At 55.0% G+C, this 18356-nt stretch carries 17 protein-coding genes and 4 pseudogenes; 9 read left to right on the forward strand and 12 right to left on the reverse strand.

What is annotated here, in order from left to right; all coding sequences use genetic code 11:
- Positions 1–94: 94 nt before the first annotated feature.
- Positions 95–1219, reverse strand: coding sequence for an alkene reductase (locus QMX98_RS02355; protein WP_282410191.1), 1125 nt, complete (start codon positions 1217–1219; stop codon positions 95–97).
- A gap of 275 nt (positions 1220–1494) precedes the next feature.
- Between QMX98_RS02355 and QMX98_RS02360 the strand changes: the two genes are divergently transcribed.
- The gene (locus tag QMX98_RS02360; protein ID WP_240056441.1) at positions 1495–1677 is read left to right on the forward strand and encodes a hypothetical protein; all 183 of its coding nucleotides are present in this window, start codon (positions 1495–1497) and stop codon (positions 1675–1677) included.
- Between the two features lie 110 nt (positions 1678–1787).
- Positions 1788–2603 carry a CmcJ/NvfI family oxidoreductase gene (locus QMX98_RS02365; protein WP_282410192.1) on the forward strand — a complete coding sequence of 272 codons (816 nt, stop codon included), beginning with the start codon at positions 1788–1790 and terminating at the stop codon, positions 2601–2603.
- 87 nt (positions 2604–2690) lie between these two features.
- Here the strand turns inward: QMX98_RS02365 and QMX98_RS02370 are convergent.
- The 6 genes and pseudogenes from QMX98_RS02370 to QMX98_RS02395 form a co-directional block, all read right to left on the reverse strand.
- Positions 2691–2831: pseudogene (locus QMX98_RS02370) on the reverse strand (LLM class flavin-dependent oxidoreductase); the annotation flags it as partial.
- A gap of 3 nt (positions 2832–2834) precedes the next feature.
- Positions 2835–3935, reverse strand: coding sequence for a low temperature requirement protein A (locus tag QMX98_RS02375; protein WP_282410193.1), 1101 nt, complete (start codon positions 3933–3935; stop codon positions 2835–2837).
- 520 nt (positions 3936–4455) lie between these two features.
- Positions 4456–4983, reverse strand: a complete 528-nt coding sequence (locus tag QMX98_RS02380; RefSeq protein ID WP_010459441.1) for a thioredoxin domain-containing protein — start codon at positions 4981–4983, stop codon at positions 4456–4458.
- A 17-nt stretch (positions 4984–5000) separates the two neighbouring features.
- A complete protein-coding gene (locus QMX98_RS02385) occupies positions 5001–5537 on the reverse strand; it encodes a redoxin domain-containing protein (RefSeq protein WP_064677812.1) in 537 nt (178 codons plus the stop codon).
- 36 nt (positions 5538–5573) lie between these two features.
- Positions 5574–5879: pseudogene (locus QMX98_RS02390) on the reverse strand (TolC family protein); the annotation flags it as partial.
- Between the two features lie 53 nt (positions 5880–5932).
- Positions 5933–6019 (reverse strand): annotated as a pseudogene (locus QMX98_RS02395) (LysR family transcriptional regulator); the annotation flags it as partial.
- Between the two features lie 291 nt (positions 6020–6310).
- Here QMX98_RS02395 and QMX98_RS02400 point away from each other — a divergent pair.
- From QMX98_RS02400 to QMX98_RS02410, 3 genes are all read left to right on the forward strand, one after another.
- Positions 6311–9073: an AAA family ATPase gene (locus tag QMX98_RS02400; protein ID WP_282410194.1), complete on the forward strand. Its 2763-nt coding sequence runs from the start codon at positions 6311–6313 to the stop codon at positions 9071–9073.
- Between the two features lie 125 nt (positions 9074–9198).
- A complete protein-coding gene (locus QMX98_RS02405) occupies positions 9199–9633 on the forward strand; it encodes a phosphate-starvation-inducible PsiE family protein (RefSeq protein ID WP_049870760.1) in 435 nt (144 codons plus the stop codon).
- Between the two features lie 141 nt (positions 9634–9774).
- Positions 9775–11556, forward strand: coding sequence for a monovalent cation:proton antiporter-2 (CPA2) family protein (locus QMX98_RS02410; protein WP_282410195.1), 1782 nt, complete (start codon positions 9775–9777; stop codon positions 11554–11556).
- A gap of 22 nt (positions 11557–11578) precedes the next feature.
- On the opposite strand, the gene QMX98_RS02415 is transcribed toward QMX98_RS02410, so the two are convergent.
- Entirely contained in the window at positions 11579–12469 is an 891-nt protein-coding gene (locus QMX98_RS02415) for a LysR family transcriptional regulator (protein ID WP_282410196.1), read from the reverse strand.
- 110 nt (positions 12470–12579) lie between these two features.
- Between QMX98_RS02415 and QMX98_RS02420 the strand changes: the two genes are divergently transcribed.
- Both QMX98_RS02420 and QMX98_RS02425 read left to right on the forward strand, forming a co-directional pair.
- Positions 12580–13587: a zinc-binding alcohol dehydrogenase family protein gene (locus tag QMX98_RS02420; protein WP_282410197.1), complete on the forward strand. Its 1008-nt coding sequence runs from the start codon at positions 12580–12582 to the stop codon at positions 13585–13587.
- Between the two features lie 73 nt (positions 13588–13660).
- Positions 13661–13969: a putative quinol monooxygenase gene (locus QMX98_RS02425; RefSeq protein ID WP_102593886.1), complete on the forward strand. Its 309-nt coding sequence runs from the start codon at positions 13661–13663 to the stop codon at positions 13967–13969.
- Between the two features lie 55 nt (positions 13970–14024).
- Here QMX98_RS02425 and QMX98_RS02430 read toward each other — a convergent pair whose 3' ends face one another.
- Entirely contained in the window at positions 14025–15008 is a 984-nt protein-coding gene (locus tag QMX98_RS02430; protein ID WP_221109267.1) for an LLM class oxidoreductase, read from the reverse strand.
- Between the two features lie 249 nt (positions 15009–15257).
- Positions 15258–15815 carry an ATP-dependent Clp protease proteolytic subunit gene (locus tag QMX98_RS02435; protein ID WP_010459465.1) on the reverse strand — a complete coding sequence of 186 codons (558 nt, stop codon included), beginning with the start codon at positions 15813–15815 and terminating at the stop codon, positions 15258–15260.
- Between the two features lie 264 nt (positions 15816–16079).
- Here QMX98_RS02435 and QMX98_RS02440 point away from each other — a divergent pair.
- A pseudogene (locus tag QMX98_RS02440) lies at positions 16080–16241 on the forward strand (general stress protein); the annotation flags it as partial.
- A gap of 578 nt (positions 16242–16819) precedes the next feature.
- Complete coding sequence (locus QMX98_RS02445; protein WP_282410198.1) at positions 16820–17221, forward strand: hypothetical protein; 402 nt, start codon at positions 16820–16822, stop codon at positions 17219–17221.
- 53 nt (positions 17222–17274) lie between these two features.
- On the opposite strand, the gene QMX98_RS02450 is transcribed toward QMX98_RS02445, so the two are convergent.
- Both QMX98_RS02450 and QMX98_RS02455 read right to left on the reverse strand, forming a co-directional pair.
- Complete coding sequence (locus tag QMX98_RS02450) at positions 17275–17856, reverse strand: hypothetical protein (protein ID WP_282410201.1); 582 nt, start codon at positions 17854–17856, stop codon at positions 17275–17277.
- A gap of 96 nt (positions 17857–17952) precedes the next feature.
- The coding region (locus tag QMX98_RS02455; protein ID WP_282410199.1) for a LysR substrate-binding domain-containing protein at positions 17953–18356 on the reverse strand (404 nt) is incomplete at its 5' end.

Consider the following 18356-nt stretch of genomic DNA (forward strand, 5'->3'; position numbering starts at 1 on the left):
CCCATTCCCAGGTTCGGATGACCTGGACTGAACTCTTGTCTGCGGTCAGCAAGCGTTAGCCGCGCCCTGGAGTCTGGGGCGCGGCCTCGATCACTCAGGGACGATAGCTCGGGTAGTCGGTGTAGCCCTTGTCGGTACCGCCATACATGCTTGTCGGGTCGACCGGATTGAGCGGCCAGTCGTTGGCGATACGGGCGGGCAGGTCGGGGTTGGCGATGAAAGGACGACCAAACGCGATCAGATCCCCCCAACCCGCCTGGATGACACGATTTCCGCGTTCAGCGGTGTACCTGCCGGCATAGAGAATCTTACCGCTGAAGATACTGCGAATATCTTCCCGGAACGCTTCAGGTAGATCGGGTGCGTTCTCCCAGTCGGCCTCGGCGAGCGACAGGTAGGCGATACCCACTTCCTCGAGAATCTTCACCGCTTCGACATAGGTTTGATGGGGATCTTTCTCGACCAGGCCGAGGTAGACGCGATCTTCATCGGTGGTCGCGAAGAGCGGGGCGAAGCGAACGCCCATACGCTCCTTGCCAACGACGCCAGCAACTGCCTGGGTGATTTCGCGCAGGAAGCGCAGTCGATTTTGCAACGAGCCACCATATTCATCATCACGCTGGTTTGTGTGGGCGGAAATGAACTGGTTCACCAGGTAGCCGTTCGCGCAGTGCAGTTCCACTCCGTCGAACCCGGCGTCCAGGGCATTGCGGGCCGCCTGGGCATAGAGCTGGACCAGTTCTTTCACCTCTGCGGTGGAAAGAGCGCGCGGGGTCGATGGATCGGCCAGTGCACCCGTGCCAGGGCCGGTCTCGATGAATACCTTGACGTTGTCCGCCTTTATGGCTGACGGCGCGACCGGCGCTTCACGGCCGGGCTGCAAGGACATGTGCGACACGCGGCCGACATGCCAAAGTTGAGCGAAGATCACACCCCCTTCGGCGTGAACGGCGTCGGTGATTTTGCGCCAGCCTTCAATCTGCTCGGCGCTGTGAATGCCGGGAGTCCAGGCATAACCCTGTCCACGAGGCTCGATCTGGGTGCCTTCGGTCACCATGAATCCCGCGCCAGTACGCTGGCGGTAATACGTGGCCATGAGATCGTTCGGAATGTTGCCAGGCTGGGAGCTACGCGAACGGGTAAGTGGTGGCAAAACGATTCGATTCTTGAGGGTGTAGGGCCCCAGCTGTGCGGTTTTGAAGAGCGCGGACTGTGTCATTTCATTTACCTGCATATATAGAAATATCGATTTATTAAGCTAAATGGATGCGGATCCACGGGATCAGAGCAAACCGTAAGGCGCTTCGTTGAGGTGTTCACCCACATCTTCTGCATTTGGCGCTTCCTGAGATACGGGGGGTGGCTTCGAACTCAGACTATTTGTGATATCGAGATATGTCAATATCTAGTTTTTTCTTTCTCAATTTGATCAGCTATCGCAGGTTGCTCAGATCGAGATACTGATCAATGCTGCGCAAAAGATGATGTGTTGGGATGCGATCTTCCATCCGGATATCCACCGTATTTGCGCTGCTGGTTCAGAACTTCGATGTAGTAGTCGCCCTAGGCGCGGGCCTGGAGTCCGACGCGCCAGTACTGGTCAAGCTGCACGTCGGTGCCGAGGTAGGTATGTCCTTTTCTACCGGTCGGGGACCATGCACCTCGGGGTGCATTTGAAAGTGTCCCTTGGAAGGCATACGATCGAGGATGAGGCAGTTTACAGGCAAGCTACAGCGCCGCCACGGTGACACCACGCCGAATGCGGTCAGCAGACCGGGAGGCGTTACTTGAAGTGCACAACTGATATGCCCGCTAGCGTCATCACAAAACTCACCTACCTGGTCAAGCACGATGCGAAGCCCTATGTGCATACCGAGGCTTTGACCGGTGACAGTGAACCGCACTACTTTGCCGAGCAGGAGGAGCGCGAGGTCACGATACACAACGGTCGTCCGTTGGCAGGCAGCCTGTCTCTGGACAAGCAGGGGTTTGAGCTCCATCGGCGGGATACGGTGGTCGACGACCTCTACGACGATGCCTTGGTGGAAAGCGTCTACTATGACGAGGTCAAGGCCTTGATCAAGGAGCTGACGGGCGCGAGCCGGGTCGTCATCTTCGACCACACCAGGCGCAGCGACGCCGAGGGGCGGGATATTCGCGGCCCAGCCAGCCGTGTGCATAATGACTACACCGAGCGCTCGGGTCCTGAGCGTATTCGCGACGTGCTGGGCCTGGATCAGGCCGCCGCACTGGTGTCGGTGGCCCAGATTAACCTCTGGCGCCCGATGAGCGGGCCCGTCAAGCGCTCGCCGCTGGCCGTGCTGGACGCCTCGACGCTTGACTCCAATGACCTGCTGGCCACCGACTTGGTCTATCCGGATCGTATCGGTGAGATCTACCACCTGGCCTACAATCCGCAACAGCGCTGGTACTATTTTCCGGACATGCCCCGTGACGAAGTCTTGCTGATCAAGGGGTATGACTCACGTCACGACGGCCGTGCCCGCTTCACGCCCCATACCGCCTTCAAAGACCCCAATACGCCGCCGGGAGCCCCGCCGCGCGAGAGTATCGAAGTTCGCACCCTGGCCTTCTTTGATTAGGTTTTTGCCGCTTGGCGCGGGCCTCCCGCCGCGCGGTGTTTCCCCCCCCGTGCTTTACCAGGCGACCACCCGCTTCTCGTTGGTAGGGATGTATAGCGACTGGGTGAAGGGTTTGAACAGCTCACCACATTCGGCACGAACCGCAGTGCGCCAGTCCTCGACAATCAGCTGCTGAGTCTTTGGTGCGCGCGGATAGCTGATTCACCCGTGATATGGCTTAATTATAAAGATTCAACGATACCTGAAATTTAGGAAAACATAGCAGATCATGGTTGCTGTCAGGCCGACCAATATGTACTCGACGCGGGGTAGGAATATAACCAACCCACCTAGAGAAAACACGATCAAGGTGTTTTGTAGTATGTATTTCCTTATTTTAGGTACGGCTATGAAATAGCCATATTGCTTGCCTAGGAAAAATAAGGCCATGCCGATGATTGACATAATCTGGAAATCGCGCATCGCAATGTCATTCAAGATCGCATGTCTGATCAAATTTGCGAGGAGTGCTAGTCCCATAAATAGAAAAAGGTGCGAGTAGATTAAGGAGTGTCCACTCATACTACTTTCATTTTTGCTCAGTAGGTAAAAGCTATCAAAATAGATCCACCAGATACTGCAAATCATGATAAATCCGGTGATTGCCGCCATCACATTATAACGATCCCATTGAATGTCAGATAACCCTCCAGAAAGGCTAATTACCGACTCGCCCAATAAGATGAGGGTGAGTAAACCTAGTCGTTCAACCAAGTGTTCTGTATGTGCAGGCAATGGCTTTAGCTTACCCCAAGAAAACAAAGGGAGCAGAATGTCAAGAAAAATCCCAATGTAAGCGACAAGGTAACGCATAGGTGGGTCAAAAAGAATGGATGAAAGACTAACAACTGCGCTAACTAACAGGGCGAAGCCAAGCCTGGAGGAGAATTCGCTACGGTGATCGAATTTATTTATGGACGAAATGTACATAATACTGATGATGGCACGTATACCAAAATAGCAGGCAATAACAAGCGCATAGTTTACTTCCAATTCTTCCCCAATCCGTGCAGACAGCACAATGAGCAGCAACATTAAAAATAATGTTGCCAAGCGGTGAAGGTTACTGTCTGTATCAAACCTATTTGAGTAAATCGTGTGGCTGGACCAGATCCACCATAATGGAACAAAAAGCAGTAAAAATGTCCATAATTGCTCCTGTTCAAAATGGCCGTGATGAAGATGTCCAAGAGTATGCGTAACCTTGCCAATTGCAACAACAAAAATCAGGTCAAAAAACAACTCTAACCATGTGGCGTGTCGATTTTTTTCATAATACTTCAAAGATTTCATTCGCTGCTGGCTCCGTGTGTACCTCTTTAATGTAGAAGGAAACTAACGGATAAGCGAACGGGTGGACGGGCATAGGCGTCAACCTTGGGGGGCGGTCGCAAAAACTGAGTGCAACACCTGACCTAGTCCACCACCACGTCTGTTAGTACGGTCAATACGGAATCCAGCGTGCCATCGGGCCGATAGCAACATTGCGCACGGGCGGACCTTAGCGGGCAACTGGGCTGCTGTTCCGCCAACCATTCATTCAGCGCCTCGACCAGGACACGGGCCTCGACTATGGAATCTTCTGAGCTGTCAAAAATTAACATCGCCATTTTTTATGTCCTCGGTTCGCTGGGCTGATATTTTCGTGCCGCTGCTTTATGAGCGATGCTTATCGCTGGCAGCACCTGGATTCTTCAATCTCCCGTATTGAAATATTATCGAATGCACACCTGGTGCGCGTGCGCAATGGGGCACGTTCGCCCTCGGCTACGGTGTGAGTGATGCCAAGCGATTTCACTATCTAGCGATTTCGTCAACTCACTAACGAGAGCTCAATCATCTGACTCATCTCGGTGAACTCTGGAGCCCCGTCATAGCGAAGCCCGTCAATGTAAAACGCTGGGGTGCCATTCACGCCGCTCCGTACGCCGCCATTAAAATCGGATTTTATTTTGGGTACGTAGGTACCGTCTTGCATGGCAAGATAGAGTTCTTCGTCGGAGAGGCCATGTTTTAGAGCGATGGCCCGAAACAGCGGCAGGCCCAATCGATCCTGATTTTCATACAATTCGTCGTGCGCCTCCCAGAAGAATCCTCGACTCCCGGCAAACTCAGCGGTGACAGCTGCAGCCATCGCATGCGGGTGAGCAGTGGTCAGTGGAAAATTACGGAACACGAACAGCAAATCATCGCGAAAATGCTGTTGCAGATTCTTGACTATCCAATACGCTTCAGCGCAATAGGGACATTGATAGTCGCCAAATTCCACCAGTGTGACCTTGGCATGCGCACTTCCCTGGCGATGGTCGCTGGCACTTACCGGGACTTTGAGAGTGGCCATGGGATCACCTGTTAATTTTAGGTTGGCGTGCTTTGTGATGAATTCGCCAGAGCATCCAGCGCATCCAGAATGCCGTCCGCCCCCGGATTGATTGCCATCGGGGAGACGTAGCTCCAGGCGACCACCCCCTCCTTGTCAATCACGAACAGCGCCCGCTTACAAACCCCCAGGTGGGACTCGTAGGCTCCATACTGCCGCGCCACAGCCCCTTTGGGCTCGAAATCGGCCAGCAGGCTGAAGTGAAAACTCCGATCTTTGGCAAAGGCCTGATGACACCAAGCGCTGTCAACCGAGATACCCAGTAGCGTCGCACCGTATTCTCTGAATGTGGGTAGCAACTGGTTGTACAAGGTCAGTTGGTCGCCACAAACCGAAGTCCAGTCTGCGGGATAAAACGCCAGTATCACGGGATTTCCCTTTAGCTCGCGTAGGGACAACTGCTGATCAGGGGTTGCGTACAGAGTGAAGTCGGGCGCGACAGTGCCGGCCGGCAGCGGCCCCTGAACCAGGTCGCCATTCGTTTCTTTCGCATCATCCAATTCTGAAGTGTGCATGGCTTGAGCCCTTATAGATGGGCGGTTGGGGTCTGCTCAGCGGGATACGACTTGCCCGGGGGGATAACTCCATCCACCGCCAAGTGATTTATAAATGGCGACGATGCCTCGATACACCTCGTTCGAGGCCTGAGCCTAAGTGTCTTCGGTTGCGAGACGTTCACTATCCGCATCAAGAAGCACGAGGAGATCCGCCGTGCCTTCGCGGTATTGGATTGAGGCCAGGTTGGCAGCGGAAAGGCTGGATTCGCTCTGACGCACCATTGACTATAGTCGTTGTTGGCGCTTGCCGTAATCGCTGAACGCGTTCTCCGTTTCCTCCAATGCCGGCAAGACCTCGCGCGCTCGTTCTTTTGCTGTCATTTTCGGCGGCTTTTTTATCCGATGGTTTTGGTGCGAACCGCAATCATGTCCTTGCTGATCGATTCGCCCCTGCGAATTCCGACATCGAAGCGTTGCTCGATCACGCTGGTGATTCCATAGCCTCATTTGCTGATGAGTTGGTGGTTTACGACTGGCGGTATTTTTGAGCACAAATTTATCAGACGTCGTTCGTCGGTATCCTGGGTCGCCCATAGCGTGTTTTGATGAGATCCGACTATCGTTATTGGATGGCGTAGTCTGCCGAGACTGCCATTCCCTCCAACGTAATCGTCTTCCTGAGCAATCTCAGCGTATTGCGGATCTCATGCCCCTATGTCTTGAGCATCGTTTACGGGGACGTAGATCCATCCGAATGAGTCCGTGTTATCCATCTTTGGAGACAACTCATCATGGCTACTCTCTGTGAAATATGTAATGCGAGACCCGCTGTAGCGCGAGTGACCGTATCGCAAAATGGCCAAGCCAGGACAATGTCCATTTGCGACCACGATTACCGTCAACTCTTACGCCATCAAAGCATGTTGAATCCATTCGACTCTCTACTGGGCGGGGGTGTGTCCCGCTTTTTCGACAGCATGGGCGGAGCAAAGGATCAAGCGGGTGATGACTTCAGGCTCTCTGCGCAAGTGCCTCGAGAATCTGTCGATGCAACCGATGCATTCAGTTCCCAGACGCTGGAAATCCTGCAACGCGCGGGTGAGAAAGCCCATGAGCTCAACCGTAGCGAGCTCGATACTGAGCATTTGTTGTATGTGCTTGCGGATACCGATGTGGGTACGGCGTTGCTTAAGGAGCTGAAGCTTTCTCCGGACGAGATCAAAGGCTACATCGATCAACATGCTCAGAGGGGCACAGCGGAGGCCCAGGCCCCGGTGGACCAGATGAGCATTTCGCCACGGTTAAAGAAAGTTTTCAATTTTGCGTTCCAGGCATCTCGTGATTTAGGACATTCGTACGTTGGCCCAGAGCATTTGTTGATCGGGCTTGCCTCTGTACCAGAAAGTATCGCCGGGACATTGCTTAAAAAATACGGCGTAACGCCTGAAGCCTTGCGGCAGAAGGTGGTCAAGGTGGTGGGTAAGGGGGCTGAGGATGGGCGAGTCGACACCCCGACGGGAACACCGACACTCGACAAGTTCGGTCGCGACCTGACGTCACTGGCTCGTGAGGGCAAACTGGATCCCGTACTGGGGCGCGCGCAGGAAATCGAAAATACCATCGAGGTGCTGGCGCGGCGCAGAAAGAACAATCCGGTTCTTATCGGCGAACCTGGCGTCGGTAAAACAGCCATCGTTGAAGGGCTTGCACAACGAATAGTAAAGGGCGATGTCCCTGAGATTCTGCGTGGCAGACGGCTGGTTGAAATCAATCTGAACTCAATGGTTGCGGGCTCTAAATATCGTGGTGAATTCGAGGAGCGAGCCAAGCAACTGCTTGATGAAGTCGCCGCAAAAAGCTCGGAGCTTATTCTGTTCATCGACGAGTTGCATACGATCGTTGGCGCGGGGCAGGGTGGTGAGGAGGGCGGCCTGGATATTGCCAACGTACTTAAACCCGCATTGGCACGCGGGGAGCTTAGTTTGATCGGTGCGACGACACTCAATGAGTATCAAAAGCACATCGAAAAAGACGCAGCGCTTGAACGACGTTTTCAGCCTGTGCTGATAGCCGAGCCCACCGTCGAACAGACCATCATTATCCTGCGTGGGCTGCGCGATAAGCTTGAGGCTCACCATCAGGTCACATTCGCCGATGAAGCATTTGTGGCGGCAGCAGAGCTGTCGGATCGTTACATCACCTCGCGCTTTTTGCCGGATAAAGCCATTGACCTGATCGATCAGGCAGCCGCCCGCGTTCGAATCAGTTCCTCCTCGAGGCCGGCTGGCATTCAGGAGCTGGAAGCGGAAATCACGCAACTTAAACGTGAACAGGATTATGCATCCTCCCGTAAACGTTTTGATGAATCCAAAGGCTTCGAAGAACGCATTGGTCAAAAACAAGCGCAACTGGGAGAGGAAACAGAAGCCTGGGAGCGCAAGACAGGTTCCGAAACCCTTGAGGTGACCCTGGAGTCAATTGCCGAGGTGCTGTCCCGTCTCACCGGTATTCCTGTGACCGAGCTTACGCAAGAAGAGCGTCAAAAATTGTTGAATATGGAAGAGACGTTGCGTGATCGGCTGGTCGGGCAGGAAGATGCTGTTCTCGCGGTCAGCGATGCCGTTCGTTTGTCTCGAGCCGGACTTGGCCAAGCCAACAGACCTATTGCCACGTTCCTCTTTCTTGGCCCTACGGGCGTTGGCAAAACTGAACTTGCCAAAGCGTTGGCGGAAACGGTGTTTGGTGACGAGCAATCGATCATTCGTATTGATATGTCGGAGTACATGGAGCGGCATGCGGTTGCTCGTTTGATCGGTGCGCCACCCGGTTATGTGGGATATGACGAAGGCGGTCAGTTGACAGAGCGTGTCCGCCGCAAGCCCTACAGTGTGATTCTGCTCGACGAGATCGAGAAAGCGCATCCCGATGTGAGCAACGTATTGCTTCAGGTATTCGACGATGGGCGTCTCACGGACGGCAAGGGACGTGTTGTGGACTTCAGCAATACGATCATCATTGCCACCAGTAACCTGGGCTCTCCCATCATCATGGAGAATCTCGAGCGCCCTGAAGATGAACGCCTTACGGAAAAAGCGTTACGTAATGAATTGATGGGAGTCTTGAAAGGGCATTTTCGTCCCGAATTCCTGAACCGTATTGATGACATCATCGTGTTTCATGCCCTTACCCGTGACAACATCCGATCGATTGTGAACATTCAGCTTGATCGGGTCATTCGAACCGCAGCTGCACAGAACATTACAGTGAAAGTTGATGGCTCACTCATTGATCATCTGGCGGACGTTGGTTATCAGCCAGAGTTTGGCGCGCGCGAGTTGAAACGTCAGATTCGCCAGACCGTCGAAACGCGGCTTGCGAAGGAAATGCTCGCTGGCAAGCTGAAAGCCGGCGACAGTGTCGAGTTGGGTTACGACAAAGAGCGTGGCGAAGTGGTCTTCAAAAAGGTCGAGGTGGATGCGTCAAAGACTTCCGAAAAGGATAGTCCACCTGGCCAATCGGATGATCTGACACCTGCCGCGCAGACTGGGACTTAGCCTCATGCTTGGACGGGCCCGGCAGACTGAAGACGCAAGTGTGGAGGGTTATCGTGTCAAAGCCTGATTCTGAAAGGCGTGAGCGCAACTCGACGCTGAAAAATTTCAGACTTCAGTGGGCGCTGATGAGTGCTTACGAACGTTTCGAACAATTGGTTGTTCTTGCGCTCAGTCTCATCATCGCGTCTGTGATTATGATGGCGCTACTGCAGCTCTGTCGCAGGGTCGTGCCGTTGTTGATCAGTGGTGCGATTGATCCTCTGGACCACGATGTTTTCCAGGCCCTCTTTGGCTCAATCTTCACCGTGCTGATAGCCCTGGAGTTCAAGCATTCGATTGTGCGCCCCGCCTTAAGACGCAACAGCATCGTTCAGGTTCGCACAGTGCTGTTGATCGCCCTGCTGGCGCTCAGCCGGAAGTTCGTTATTCTCGATTCTGCCGCTACTCCTGCGCTCACCATTGCCGCACTAGGATTTGCCACCCTGGTACTCGGCATCGTCTGCTGGCTCTTACGAGAGCGTGATAAGGATGACTTACGAGAAAGTGATAAGGATGAATAGCTACAATTCTTGGTGAACGCTCCGGATCTGGTGCTTAGTCCTGAAGAATTTGCAGAACTGAGCGCTCAGCTTGAAAGCTCTGCTCAACACGCCTGGCCGTGGAAGCATTACCGGTCCTGATGTGGGATGAGGGTCAATGCTATGGCCGTTGAAGGCAATGCAGGACAATTATTGGGCGTCGTCATTTTGCTTGCCGCCGCCGTGCTGGTAGTGCCGCTGTTCAAACGCATCGGGCTCGGCTCAGTGGTCGGTTACCTGGCGGCGGGCCTGATCATTGGCCCCTTCGGACTGCAACTTTTCAATGACCCCCACACCATCCTTGAGGTGGCCGAGTTGGGCGTGGTCATGTTTCTTTTTGTGATTGGCCTGGAGATGAAACCCTCTCACCTATGGGACCTGCGTAGGCAGATCTTTGGGTTGGGCAGCCTGCAGGTGGTGGTCAGTGCATGTCTGCTCACTTTTGTCGGCATGGCTTTCGGATTCTCTTGGCAGGTGTCATTTGTCTGCGCAGCGGGTTTTGTACTCACCTCCACGGCTCTGGTTATGCAAGTTCTCTCGGAACGCGGTGACATTACCGAGCCGAGAGGGCAGCACGTCGTGTCCATTTTGCTGTTTGAAGACCTGTTGATAGCCCCTTTGCTGGCGGTGGTGGCATTTCTGGCGCCCACGGAGTTGGCGAATGGACCCACGTCTCCACTTTGGCAACCCATAGGTATCGCAGCGCTGTCCTTGGGTGCATTGGTGGCCATCGGGTTGTGGCTGCTCAATCCCCTGTTTCGGGTATTGGCCCAAGTCAAAGCGCGCGAGGTAATGACTGCCGCTGCGCTGCTGGTTGTGTTGGGCGCAGCGTTGCTGATGGAACTCGGCGGTCTTTCAATGGCGATGGGGGCTTTCGCGGCCGGTGTGTTGCTGTCCGAATCCACTTTCCGCCACCAGTTGGAGGCCGACATCGAGCCGTTTCGCGGCCTGCTGCTGGGGCTGTTTTTCCTCGGCGTCGGCATGTCGCTGGATCTGCAATTGGTGGCCGAGGCCTGGAAGCTCATCATCTCCGGCGTGCTGGCGCTGATGGTGGTCAAGGCGCTGTGTATTTATGCGGTCGCGCGCCTCGCGAAAAGCGGTCATGACGACGCGCTGGATCGCGCCTTGCTGATGGCGCAGGGTGGCGAATTTGCTTTTGTGCTGTTTGCCGAAGCGCTCAAACTCAGGGCCATCAGTCCTGAAGTCAACGCCAATATGACGGCTATTGTGGTGCTCTCCATGGTCATAACGCCGGTGACTTTATTGCTGTACAAACGGTTTGCTCGCGCGCGGACCGTTTCCCTGGACGGTGTGGAAGCCGCACAGAATCTGCGCTGCAATGTACTCATCATCGGTTTTGGCCGTGTGGGGCAGATTGCCTGCCAAGCGCCGCTCGCTCAGGGAGCGAAAATTTCCATCATCGATATAAATCCAGAGGTCATCCGCGCCGTGACACCCTATGGTTTCAAGGTCTATTACGGCGATGGCGCCCGCCATGAAATATTGCACGCCGCTGGCGCCCATCACGCTCGCGCCATCATTGTTTGTGTGGACGATAAAAAAGCCGCGACTCGCATTGTCGAAAGTACGCGGCACTTCTGCCCGCAGGTGAAATTGGTGGTACGCGCTTTTGACCGCGAACATGCGCTGGAATTGGTCAAACACGACGCCGACTACATAGTGCGGGAAACCTTTGAGGCCGCCCTGCTGCTCGGCCGTCAGGCCGTGGTGACTCTGGGGGCGTCGGAGCACGAAGCCGACGCGGTGATCGACGAAGTGCGCAAACGCGATGCCGAACGTTTTGCCTTGGAAACAGCGGGCGGCCTGTTTGCCGGACGAGCGCTGGTACTGGGGAATATTGAACGCATTGATCCGCCGGACCACGACGCGCGGGATGCTCCGTGAGCATCAATCGCAGTCCTTCGGTTCAACTGCGCTCCAGAGCAGAAAACTGGCTACTCAACCACGTATAAAGCTGAGAAACCGCAGGGCTGATCTGCTTGCGATGCGGGCACACCAGACTCAACGGCGAAGCTTCGCCAGGATAATCCGGTAGCAGCACAAGCAGGCGCTCAGCGGCGATATCGGCACTGACATCCAGCCAGGATTTGTAGGCGATACCTTCACCGTCCAACGACCAGCGTCGCACGACATCGGCGTCATCGCTGAACAGTGGCCCCGAAACCTGCACGGTTTGCCCGCCCAGGTTCCACTTGTCGTAGACCCGGCCATTTTGCAGATAGAGCAGGCAGTGATGCTTGCTCAAGTCATCCGGCGTTTGGGGAGAACCGCAGCGTTGCACATACTCCGGCGAGGCAACCAACACCCGCTGGTTCCACGGTGCAAGCGGCAGTGCCACGTAGTTGGCGTCTTCATTCGGGCCGTATCGAATCGCCACGTCCACCGGGTCGCGAAACAGATTGGCCATCTGGTCCGACAGGAAAAAACGCAACGTCAATTCCGGATGCTGACGGCGGAACAGCGTCAACCACGGCAGCAGTATGTTGCGCCCCAGATCGGATGGCGCTGTCACTTGCAGTACGCCCCGCAGCGTGGCGTTCTCACCACGCAGGTTTTCCTCGCCTTGCTTCAGGGTCTCAAGCACTGAGTGGGCGGTGGGCAGATATTGCTCGCCCTCGGCAGTCAATCGCAGGCTGCGAGTGGTGCGGGCGAACAGGCGTACGTCCAGCTCGCGCTCCAGACGTTTGATGGCGGCGGCGACCTGACCAGGCAATAGATCAGCCTCCAGCGCCGCTGCGGTGAAACTGCCCAGCGCGGCACTGCGGATAAATAAACCAAGATCATCGATGCGGATCATTTTCACTCCTGCAGTGAAAGTGTTGGCGCATTCTGCTTGTTTTTCTTTGTACATGGGAAGTCGAAGATGGCTGCAAGTGAGCGCATCAACCCTTCAGACAGCGAGTGTCCATGAAAGCCATCACCTTTACCCAACACGCACTGCCCATCGACAATCCACACGCATTGATCGACATCAGCCTCCCGGTGCCCACGCCTGGCCCACGGGATCTGCTGGTCGAAGTTCGCGCGGTATCAGTGAATCCGGTCGATACCAAGGTGCGCGCCGGAACTTTCACAAAAGAACCGAAAATCCTCGGCTGGGATGCCACAGGCATTGTCCGCGAGGTCGGCTCTGAGGTGACGCTGTTTCAGCCGGGTGATGAAGTGTTCTATGCAGGCTCGATTGCCCGCACCGGCAGCTACAGCGAATTCCATTTGGTCGATGAGCGGATCGTCGGGCACAAGCCTCGTTCATTGAGTGCAGCCGATGCGGCCGCGTTGCCGTTGACCTCAATCACTGCCTGGGAATTGTTGTTTGACCGGCTCGGTGTCGTCGAGGGTTCGGGGGAGGGCAAGTGCCTGTTGATCACTGGAGCGGCTGGCGGCGTCGGTTCGATGCTGGTGCAACTGGCCCGACAGTTGACCCGCCTTACCGTCATCGGTACCGCCTCACGCCAGGAAACCGCTGATTGGGTGCGGCAGTTGGGCGCGCATCACGTGATTGATCACAGCCAGCCACTGCTCGCACAGTTGCAAGCGCTCGGCGTGGCGGAGATCGACTATGTCGCCAGCCTGACTCACACGGAACAGCACTTTGCACAACTGATTGACGTGCTCAAGCCGCAAGGGCGCCTGAGTGTGATTGACGATCCCGAAAGCCTCGACGTGATGCCGCTCAAGCGTAAGTCGCTGTCGTTGCATTGGGAGCTGATGTTCACCCGGTCCCTGTACGAAACCCCGGACATGATCAACCAGCATCACCTGCTCAATCGGGTCAGCGCTCTGATTGACCAAGGTGTTCTGCAGACCACTGTGGGCGAGCACTTCGGTGCGATTAATGCGGCCAACATGCGTCGTGCCCATGCGCTGGTCGAGAGCGGCAAGGCCCGGGGCAAAATCGTTCTCGAAGGTTTCTGATTTTACTCATCAGGCGGGGCCGCTGAACCACCTGCGGCATCACTAGCCAATCTTTAATGTTGGAGCGTTGACGATGAATACGTCCAGTAACGTGTTGGTATCGATTGCCGTGCTCAAGGCCAAGGCAGGCAAAGAACTGGCATTGAAACAGGAATTGCTGGCGCTGGTAGAGCCGACCCGCGCAGAGCCGGGCAATCTCGACTATGTGTTGTTTGAGTTGCGTGACGAGCAGGGCACGTTCTACATGCGCGAGGCTTTCAGGGATCAGGCGGCGCTGGATGCGCATTTTTCGATGCCTTACTTTCAGCGCTTTGCCGCGACGGCAGATGACCTGCTGAAAGAGCCGTTGCAACTGATATTCCTTGAGCAGGTATCGGCTTGATCATTCAACCTGCTGAACCGCACCACCTCGGCCGGGCGTGGACGCGGCCGGCGTATCAATTTGCTCCAGGGCGCGGCTTTACTCCGAATTGCGGAACGAGGTGAGCGCCCAGCTCCTCAATGACTTGCGCAGCAGGGCGCTTTCCGTACTTGAGATTCAGGATAACGTGGTCCACCCCGATTTCCTCAAGCGCCTCCAGCAAAGCCCGGAGGTGGACGCGTCCAAGCCTGAACCCCAAATGAATGTGAGTGGGTGGCGTGGACGGGTTCTCACTGAGGTCGATGTAAAGCGACTGAGTGAAGGGCTTATAGACGGAACCACATTGCTTCATGACTTCCAGTCGCCAATCTTCCACGATCAGTCGCTGCATTTTCGGCGCGCGCGGATAGTTGATCCATCCGACGCTTTCGCGCGCGATCCAATCCAGTGACTGACGGCTATGCCCGGTCACGAGCATTGGAATGACCTGGGTTGTGGGTTTCGGAATGAGGTCTGCGCCCTGCAGCTCACCACCGCTCCAGCGGATGGGTTCAAAGCTTGTGCTGTGGGCTCGGCGAATCACTTCGTAGTGCTCTCGAAAGATTTCTCCGCGCCTTTCGGGATCGACGTCAAAGGCCGAAAACTCCACTGGGCGATCGCCGGAGGCTACCCCAAGAATCAATCGACCTGCGCTCAACTGATCGACGCTGGCTGATGCCTTGGCCGTGTGCAGAGGATGGTGTAAAGGGATGGCGATGGATGCGGTGCCTAGCGCTATCTCCGACGTATGAGCGGCCATATAGCCCAGGTAAACCCAGGGGTCGAAGACTTGGCCAACATCGCCGAAACCAGGGTCCCGAAGAGGCACGTCGCGAAACCAGAGCGCGGAGAAGCCCAGTGCCTCTGCTCGCTTGGCCAATTCGACCTGGTTGAGCATGCTCGGAGTGTCCCCATCGAAGGCCTCCAAAGGAAAGAACAATCCCAGGCTCAAATGACCCGGAGTGAACGTTCGCCTGAACCCTCGATGCTCCTGATAAGGAACCGTGCTTGGCCGATACATAATCATCTTCCTCAATGGAAGAACGTGAACCGCGGGTCGACCGGATTGAGAGGCCAGTTGTTGGCGATATGCGCGTGCAGGTCCGGATTGGCAAGGAACGGGCGGTCAAAGGCAATCAGATCGCTCCAGCCCAATACTGATCACTCAGCAACGGACTTGGATTCATGCAAGAAGTGTAGGCGGTTTTGCAGAGAACCGCCATGTTCTGGGCGTGCGGAACTCGGATTTTGGCGCCAAGACTAAGATTGATCATCCACCACTGACCTTCCAGTGTTTGACGTTATCAGCAAACACCATCTGCTTCATCTCATGAGCAATACCATAAGCCAGCGATTCATGGGCGGCGATGACCTTTTCCTCCGCAGACAAGCAATGAAAAATGTCGAGTTTGGTCGCTGCATCAGCGGTTTCGAGCATGAAGATTTGCACGTAGCGCGCTAGGTCATTGTCGAGACTGGACAGGTATTCCCGCAGTCGTTGATGGTCGACGGATTTTTGGCTGAAGTACCAGTTCATCGGATGAATCAGAAAGCGTGCGTGAGGCGATGTGATGCGCCGGCCTGCCGCCAGAAACATGATGATGCCCATCGATTCGATATTGCCGGCGTTGATTGCGCAAAGCGGTACGGGCAACGACTTCAGGAACGTGTAGAGCGTGAAGCCAAAATTGGTGCTGCCCCCGCAAGTGGACAGGTTCAGGAGAAGGGAGGTGGCACCCTGGTCGATAGCTTCAAGGCAGCAATCCCTGAAGCGCTCGGTCGTTGCCTGGTCGATCTGGCAATGAAAATGCACGATGTGTTCAGTCATTGATTGACCTCCTGGGTGCGATGCGGGGGAGGGCTTCCAAGCGCTATTGAGTCTAGTAAACATCGATTATTCAGGGCGAAAAACCGCCGTAAGGTGACACCGACGAATGGGACAGCCGTCAGTCGACTGGTCGCCGTTTCCAATGGAACCAAACGCCCGAATCCGCTCGTCGCGAGCCCCGTATTTCCGTTCAAACTTTCCGTTTTGTGGATCCTCCGAATTGTACGGGCCCATGCTCGTGCCAACGATGTAGAGGTGAACAAAATGGCCAATACAGGAAATAACAATCCAGGCAATTTTTCCAATGATCCTGACAAGGCTTCAGAAGCCGGAAAGAAAGGCGGAGAAGCGTCTGGCGGCAACTTTGCCAACGATCCACAACGCGCGTCTGAAGCGGGTCAAAAGGGAGGTCAAGCTTCTGGCGGACAGCCCTCGCGTGATAAAGACAGCATGTCCGGAGGTGGGCAGGGTACAAATCGCGGAGGGGAATTTGCCGACGATAAGGAAAACATGTCCAAACCAGGCCAAAAAGGCGGCCAGGCTTCCGGCGGACAACAGTCCAACAAGGCTGATCAATCGTCCAGCGGCGGGCAAGGAAGCGGACGCGGTGGCAATTTCGCCGATGACCGCGATAAGTCGTCTGGAACGGGGCGCAATGATGATGGGATGAGCGGAGGTGGAGGACGTAAGTCTTGATGTCGTCTGAGCCCATCAAGCCCCGAACTTTTCGGGGCTTGATATCGATGGCAATGCTCGTCTTATCTTGCTTAAGTCATGCTGATGGGGCTAGATCGCCTTCACCCTTGTCTCCTCGCCAGGATCAATTTATGCCACTGAGATTTCACAAGATGCACGCCAATGGCGATGACTTCGTTGTTGTGGACTCGCGAAACTCGACCAATCTAGCGCCTTTCTCGGGAGCACTCACAGGTAGCTGGTAATGAGCATGGGGTAGGGCAGTTGAAGGATTGAATGGAACATCTTCACTAAAGGACGCAGCACTTATGGAAAATCCCTTTTCTCAAGTCAGTGAGCGTTTGAACGGTCGCCGATTCACGGTAGCGGAAAACTCCCACGGGCTATCCGGTACAGGCACAGTATTTCTTTACCATGTCGAGGAGGATGCCATTTCGGGCACTTACCAAGGCGGGCGTATCCGTATCGGTAATCAGGTTGGGCGCGTGACAGGCCCCGATACTATTGAGCTTCTTTATCAATGTTTGACCACGGATGGCGAGATTCTTGCCGGCTGGTCTCGTGGCACGGCCGGCGTGGATCGCGCAGGACGTACCACGCTGACCTTCGTATGGGGTTGGTTGTCGGGTGCGACTGGAGGAGGGGAGTCGAGTTACGTGGAGCTTGCCGCGCTTCAGTACGTTGCCCCAGTGGGGGAGACATTTACATAACGCGTGCGATGGCGAATATTTCGCGGTTTCTTTCGCCGCCTTAGACATCACTGTTATGTAAGGTCAAATCGCTCCAACGCATAATCCTTACCTGCCAAGGTCAGTTCAAAAATGGTGGCGCCAAACGTACCTCGGGTCACTTTTTGCGTCACCAGACGTTTAGCCTGGAGTTGCTTTAGACCGGCTTCAACTTCTACCGTGCTGAGGGAGACAAGTTTGCAAACCGAGTTCAAGTTTGCAACTTTTCTGAAGTTCGCATGATAGGCCAAAACTTCCATCAGCAGCGTTTGGTTATCGGTCAATTTTGGAAACTGAGGGTTGTTCTTTTTGTAAACCTTTCGCTCTATCTCGTGTAACTCGCCGTCAGTTCCATCAGGGATGCGGACGTAGTAAATCGCTACAGACAGCGTGCTGATGAAAATCGCGATAATCATCAGCAACGACCAATTCGGCATTGGCGTTTCCAGCAAAAGCCACTCGCCCAAACGTAGCAGCCAGCTCGTGGTGTCGGCCAACAATGTCAGGTCGAAATAAGTTTCGAGCGACGTTATGGCCACCCAAGCGACAACGAAAATGCCAGCCAGGAAGGCCATAGCCTTGGGCGTGAACGAGGAATGCTTGCCTTGTGCTGCCATGCTACTCGTCTCGACCGCAGAAACTGATGCTATCAGCATAGCAGTGGAAAAGCGGGCGTCTGGCACCTCACCTGCAAGGTCCAGCATTTGGCTTTATCAAACCAACGGACTCCCGCGCATCCCCCGCGCCGGATCATCCAGCAACCTGAATTGCTCCACCATGAAATCAATCAACATCCGCATCGACGGCAGCATCCCCTGCCTGCTCGCGAACACCGCATAAATCATCTCGGTCCGCGGTGCCCAATCAGGCAACACCACCACCAGCTGCCCGCGCTCGATAAAGTCATGCACCAGCGACATCGGCATCTGCGCAATGCCGACGCTGTCTATCGCCGCGCAGCGCAGCATTGGATGAGGTCGTCCCTCAGGTATTGTTATCGCCGCTGCTCCCTGTAGGAGTGAGCCTGCTCGCGATGGCGGTGGATCAGCCAACATTTCTATTGAATGTAAATCCGCCATCGCCAGCAGGGTAGCTACCCCATTGGATGGGGTGGTGC

The organism is Pseudomonas sp. PS02303 (assembly GCF_029959925.1).
Taxonomy (GTDB): domain Bacteria; phylum Pseudomonadota; class Gammaproteobacteria; order Pseudomonadales; family Pseudomonadaceae; genus Aquipseudomonas; species Aquipseudomonas mandelii.

Excerpts from the sequence above, each read along its gene's own strand:
- QMX98_RS02400 (WP_282410194.1), top strand. The coding sequence starts at position 6,311 with ATGGCTACTCTCTGTGAAATATGTAATGCGAGACCCGCTGTAGCGCGA.
- QMX98_RS02435 (WP_010459465.1), bottom strand. The coding sequence starts at position 15,815 with ATGACTGAACACATCGTGCATTTTCATTGCCAGATCGACCAGGCAACG.
- QMX98_RS02420 (WP_282410197.1), top strand. The coding sequence starts at position 12,580 with ATGAAAGCCATCACCTTTACCCAACACGCACTGCCCATCGACAATCCA.
- QMX98_RS02430 (WP_221109267.1), bottom strand. The coding sequence starts at position 15,008 with ATGTATCGGCCAAGCACGGTTCCTTATCAGGAGCATCGAGGGTTCAGG.
- QMX98_RS02410 (WP_282410195.1), top strand. The coding sequence starts at position 9,775 with ATGGCCGTTGAAGGCAATGCAGGACAATTATTGGGCGTCGTCATTTTG.
- QMX98_RS02360 (WP_240056441.1), top strand. The coding sequence starts at position 1,495 with ATGCGATCTTCCATCCGGATATCCACCGTATTTGCGCTGCTGGTTCAG.
- QMX98_RS02385 (WP_064677812.1), bottom strand. The coding sequence starts at position 5,537 with ATGCACACTTCAGAATTGGATGATGCGAAAGAAACGAATGGCGACCTG.
- QMX98_RS02425 (WP_102593886.1), top strand. The coding sequence starts at position 13,661 with ATGAATACGTCCAGTAACGTGTTGGTATCGATTGCCGTGCTCAAGGCC.
- QMX98_RS02355 (WP_282410191.1), bottom strand. The coding sequence starts at position 1,219 with ATGACACAGTCCGCGCTCTTCAAAACCGCACAGCTGGGGCCCTACACC.
- QMX98_RS02445 (WP_282410198.1), top strand. The coding sequence starts at position 16,820 with ATGGAAAATCCCTTTTCTCAAGTCAGTGAGCGTTTGAACGGTCGCCGA.
- QMX98_RS02405 (WP_049870760.1), top strand. The coding sequence starts at position 9,199 with ATGAGTGCTTACGAACGTTTCGAACAATTGGTTGTTCTTGCGCTCAGT.
- QMX98_RS02380 (WP_010459441.1), bottom strand. The coding sequence starts at position 4,983 with ATGGCCACTCTCAAAGTCCCGGTAAGTGCCAGCGACCATCGCCAGGGA.
- QMX98_RS02415 (WP_282410196.1), bottom strand. The coding sequence starts at position 12,469 with ATGATCCGCATCGATGATCTTGGTTTATTTATCCGCAGTGCCGCGCTG.
- QMX98_RS02450 (WP_282410201.1), bottom strand. The coding sequence starts at position 17,856 with ATGGCAGCACAAGGCAAGCATTCCTCGTTCACGCCCAAGGCTATGGCC.
- QMX98_RS02375 (WP_282410193.1), bottom strand. The coding sequence starts at position 3,935 with ATGAAATCTTTGAAGTATTATGAAAAAAATCGACACGCCACATGGTTA.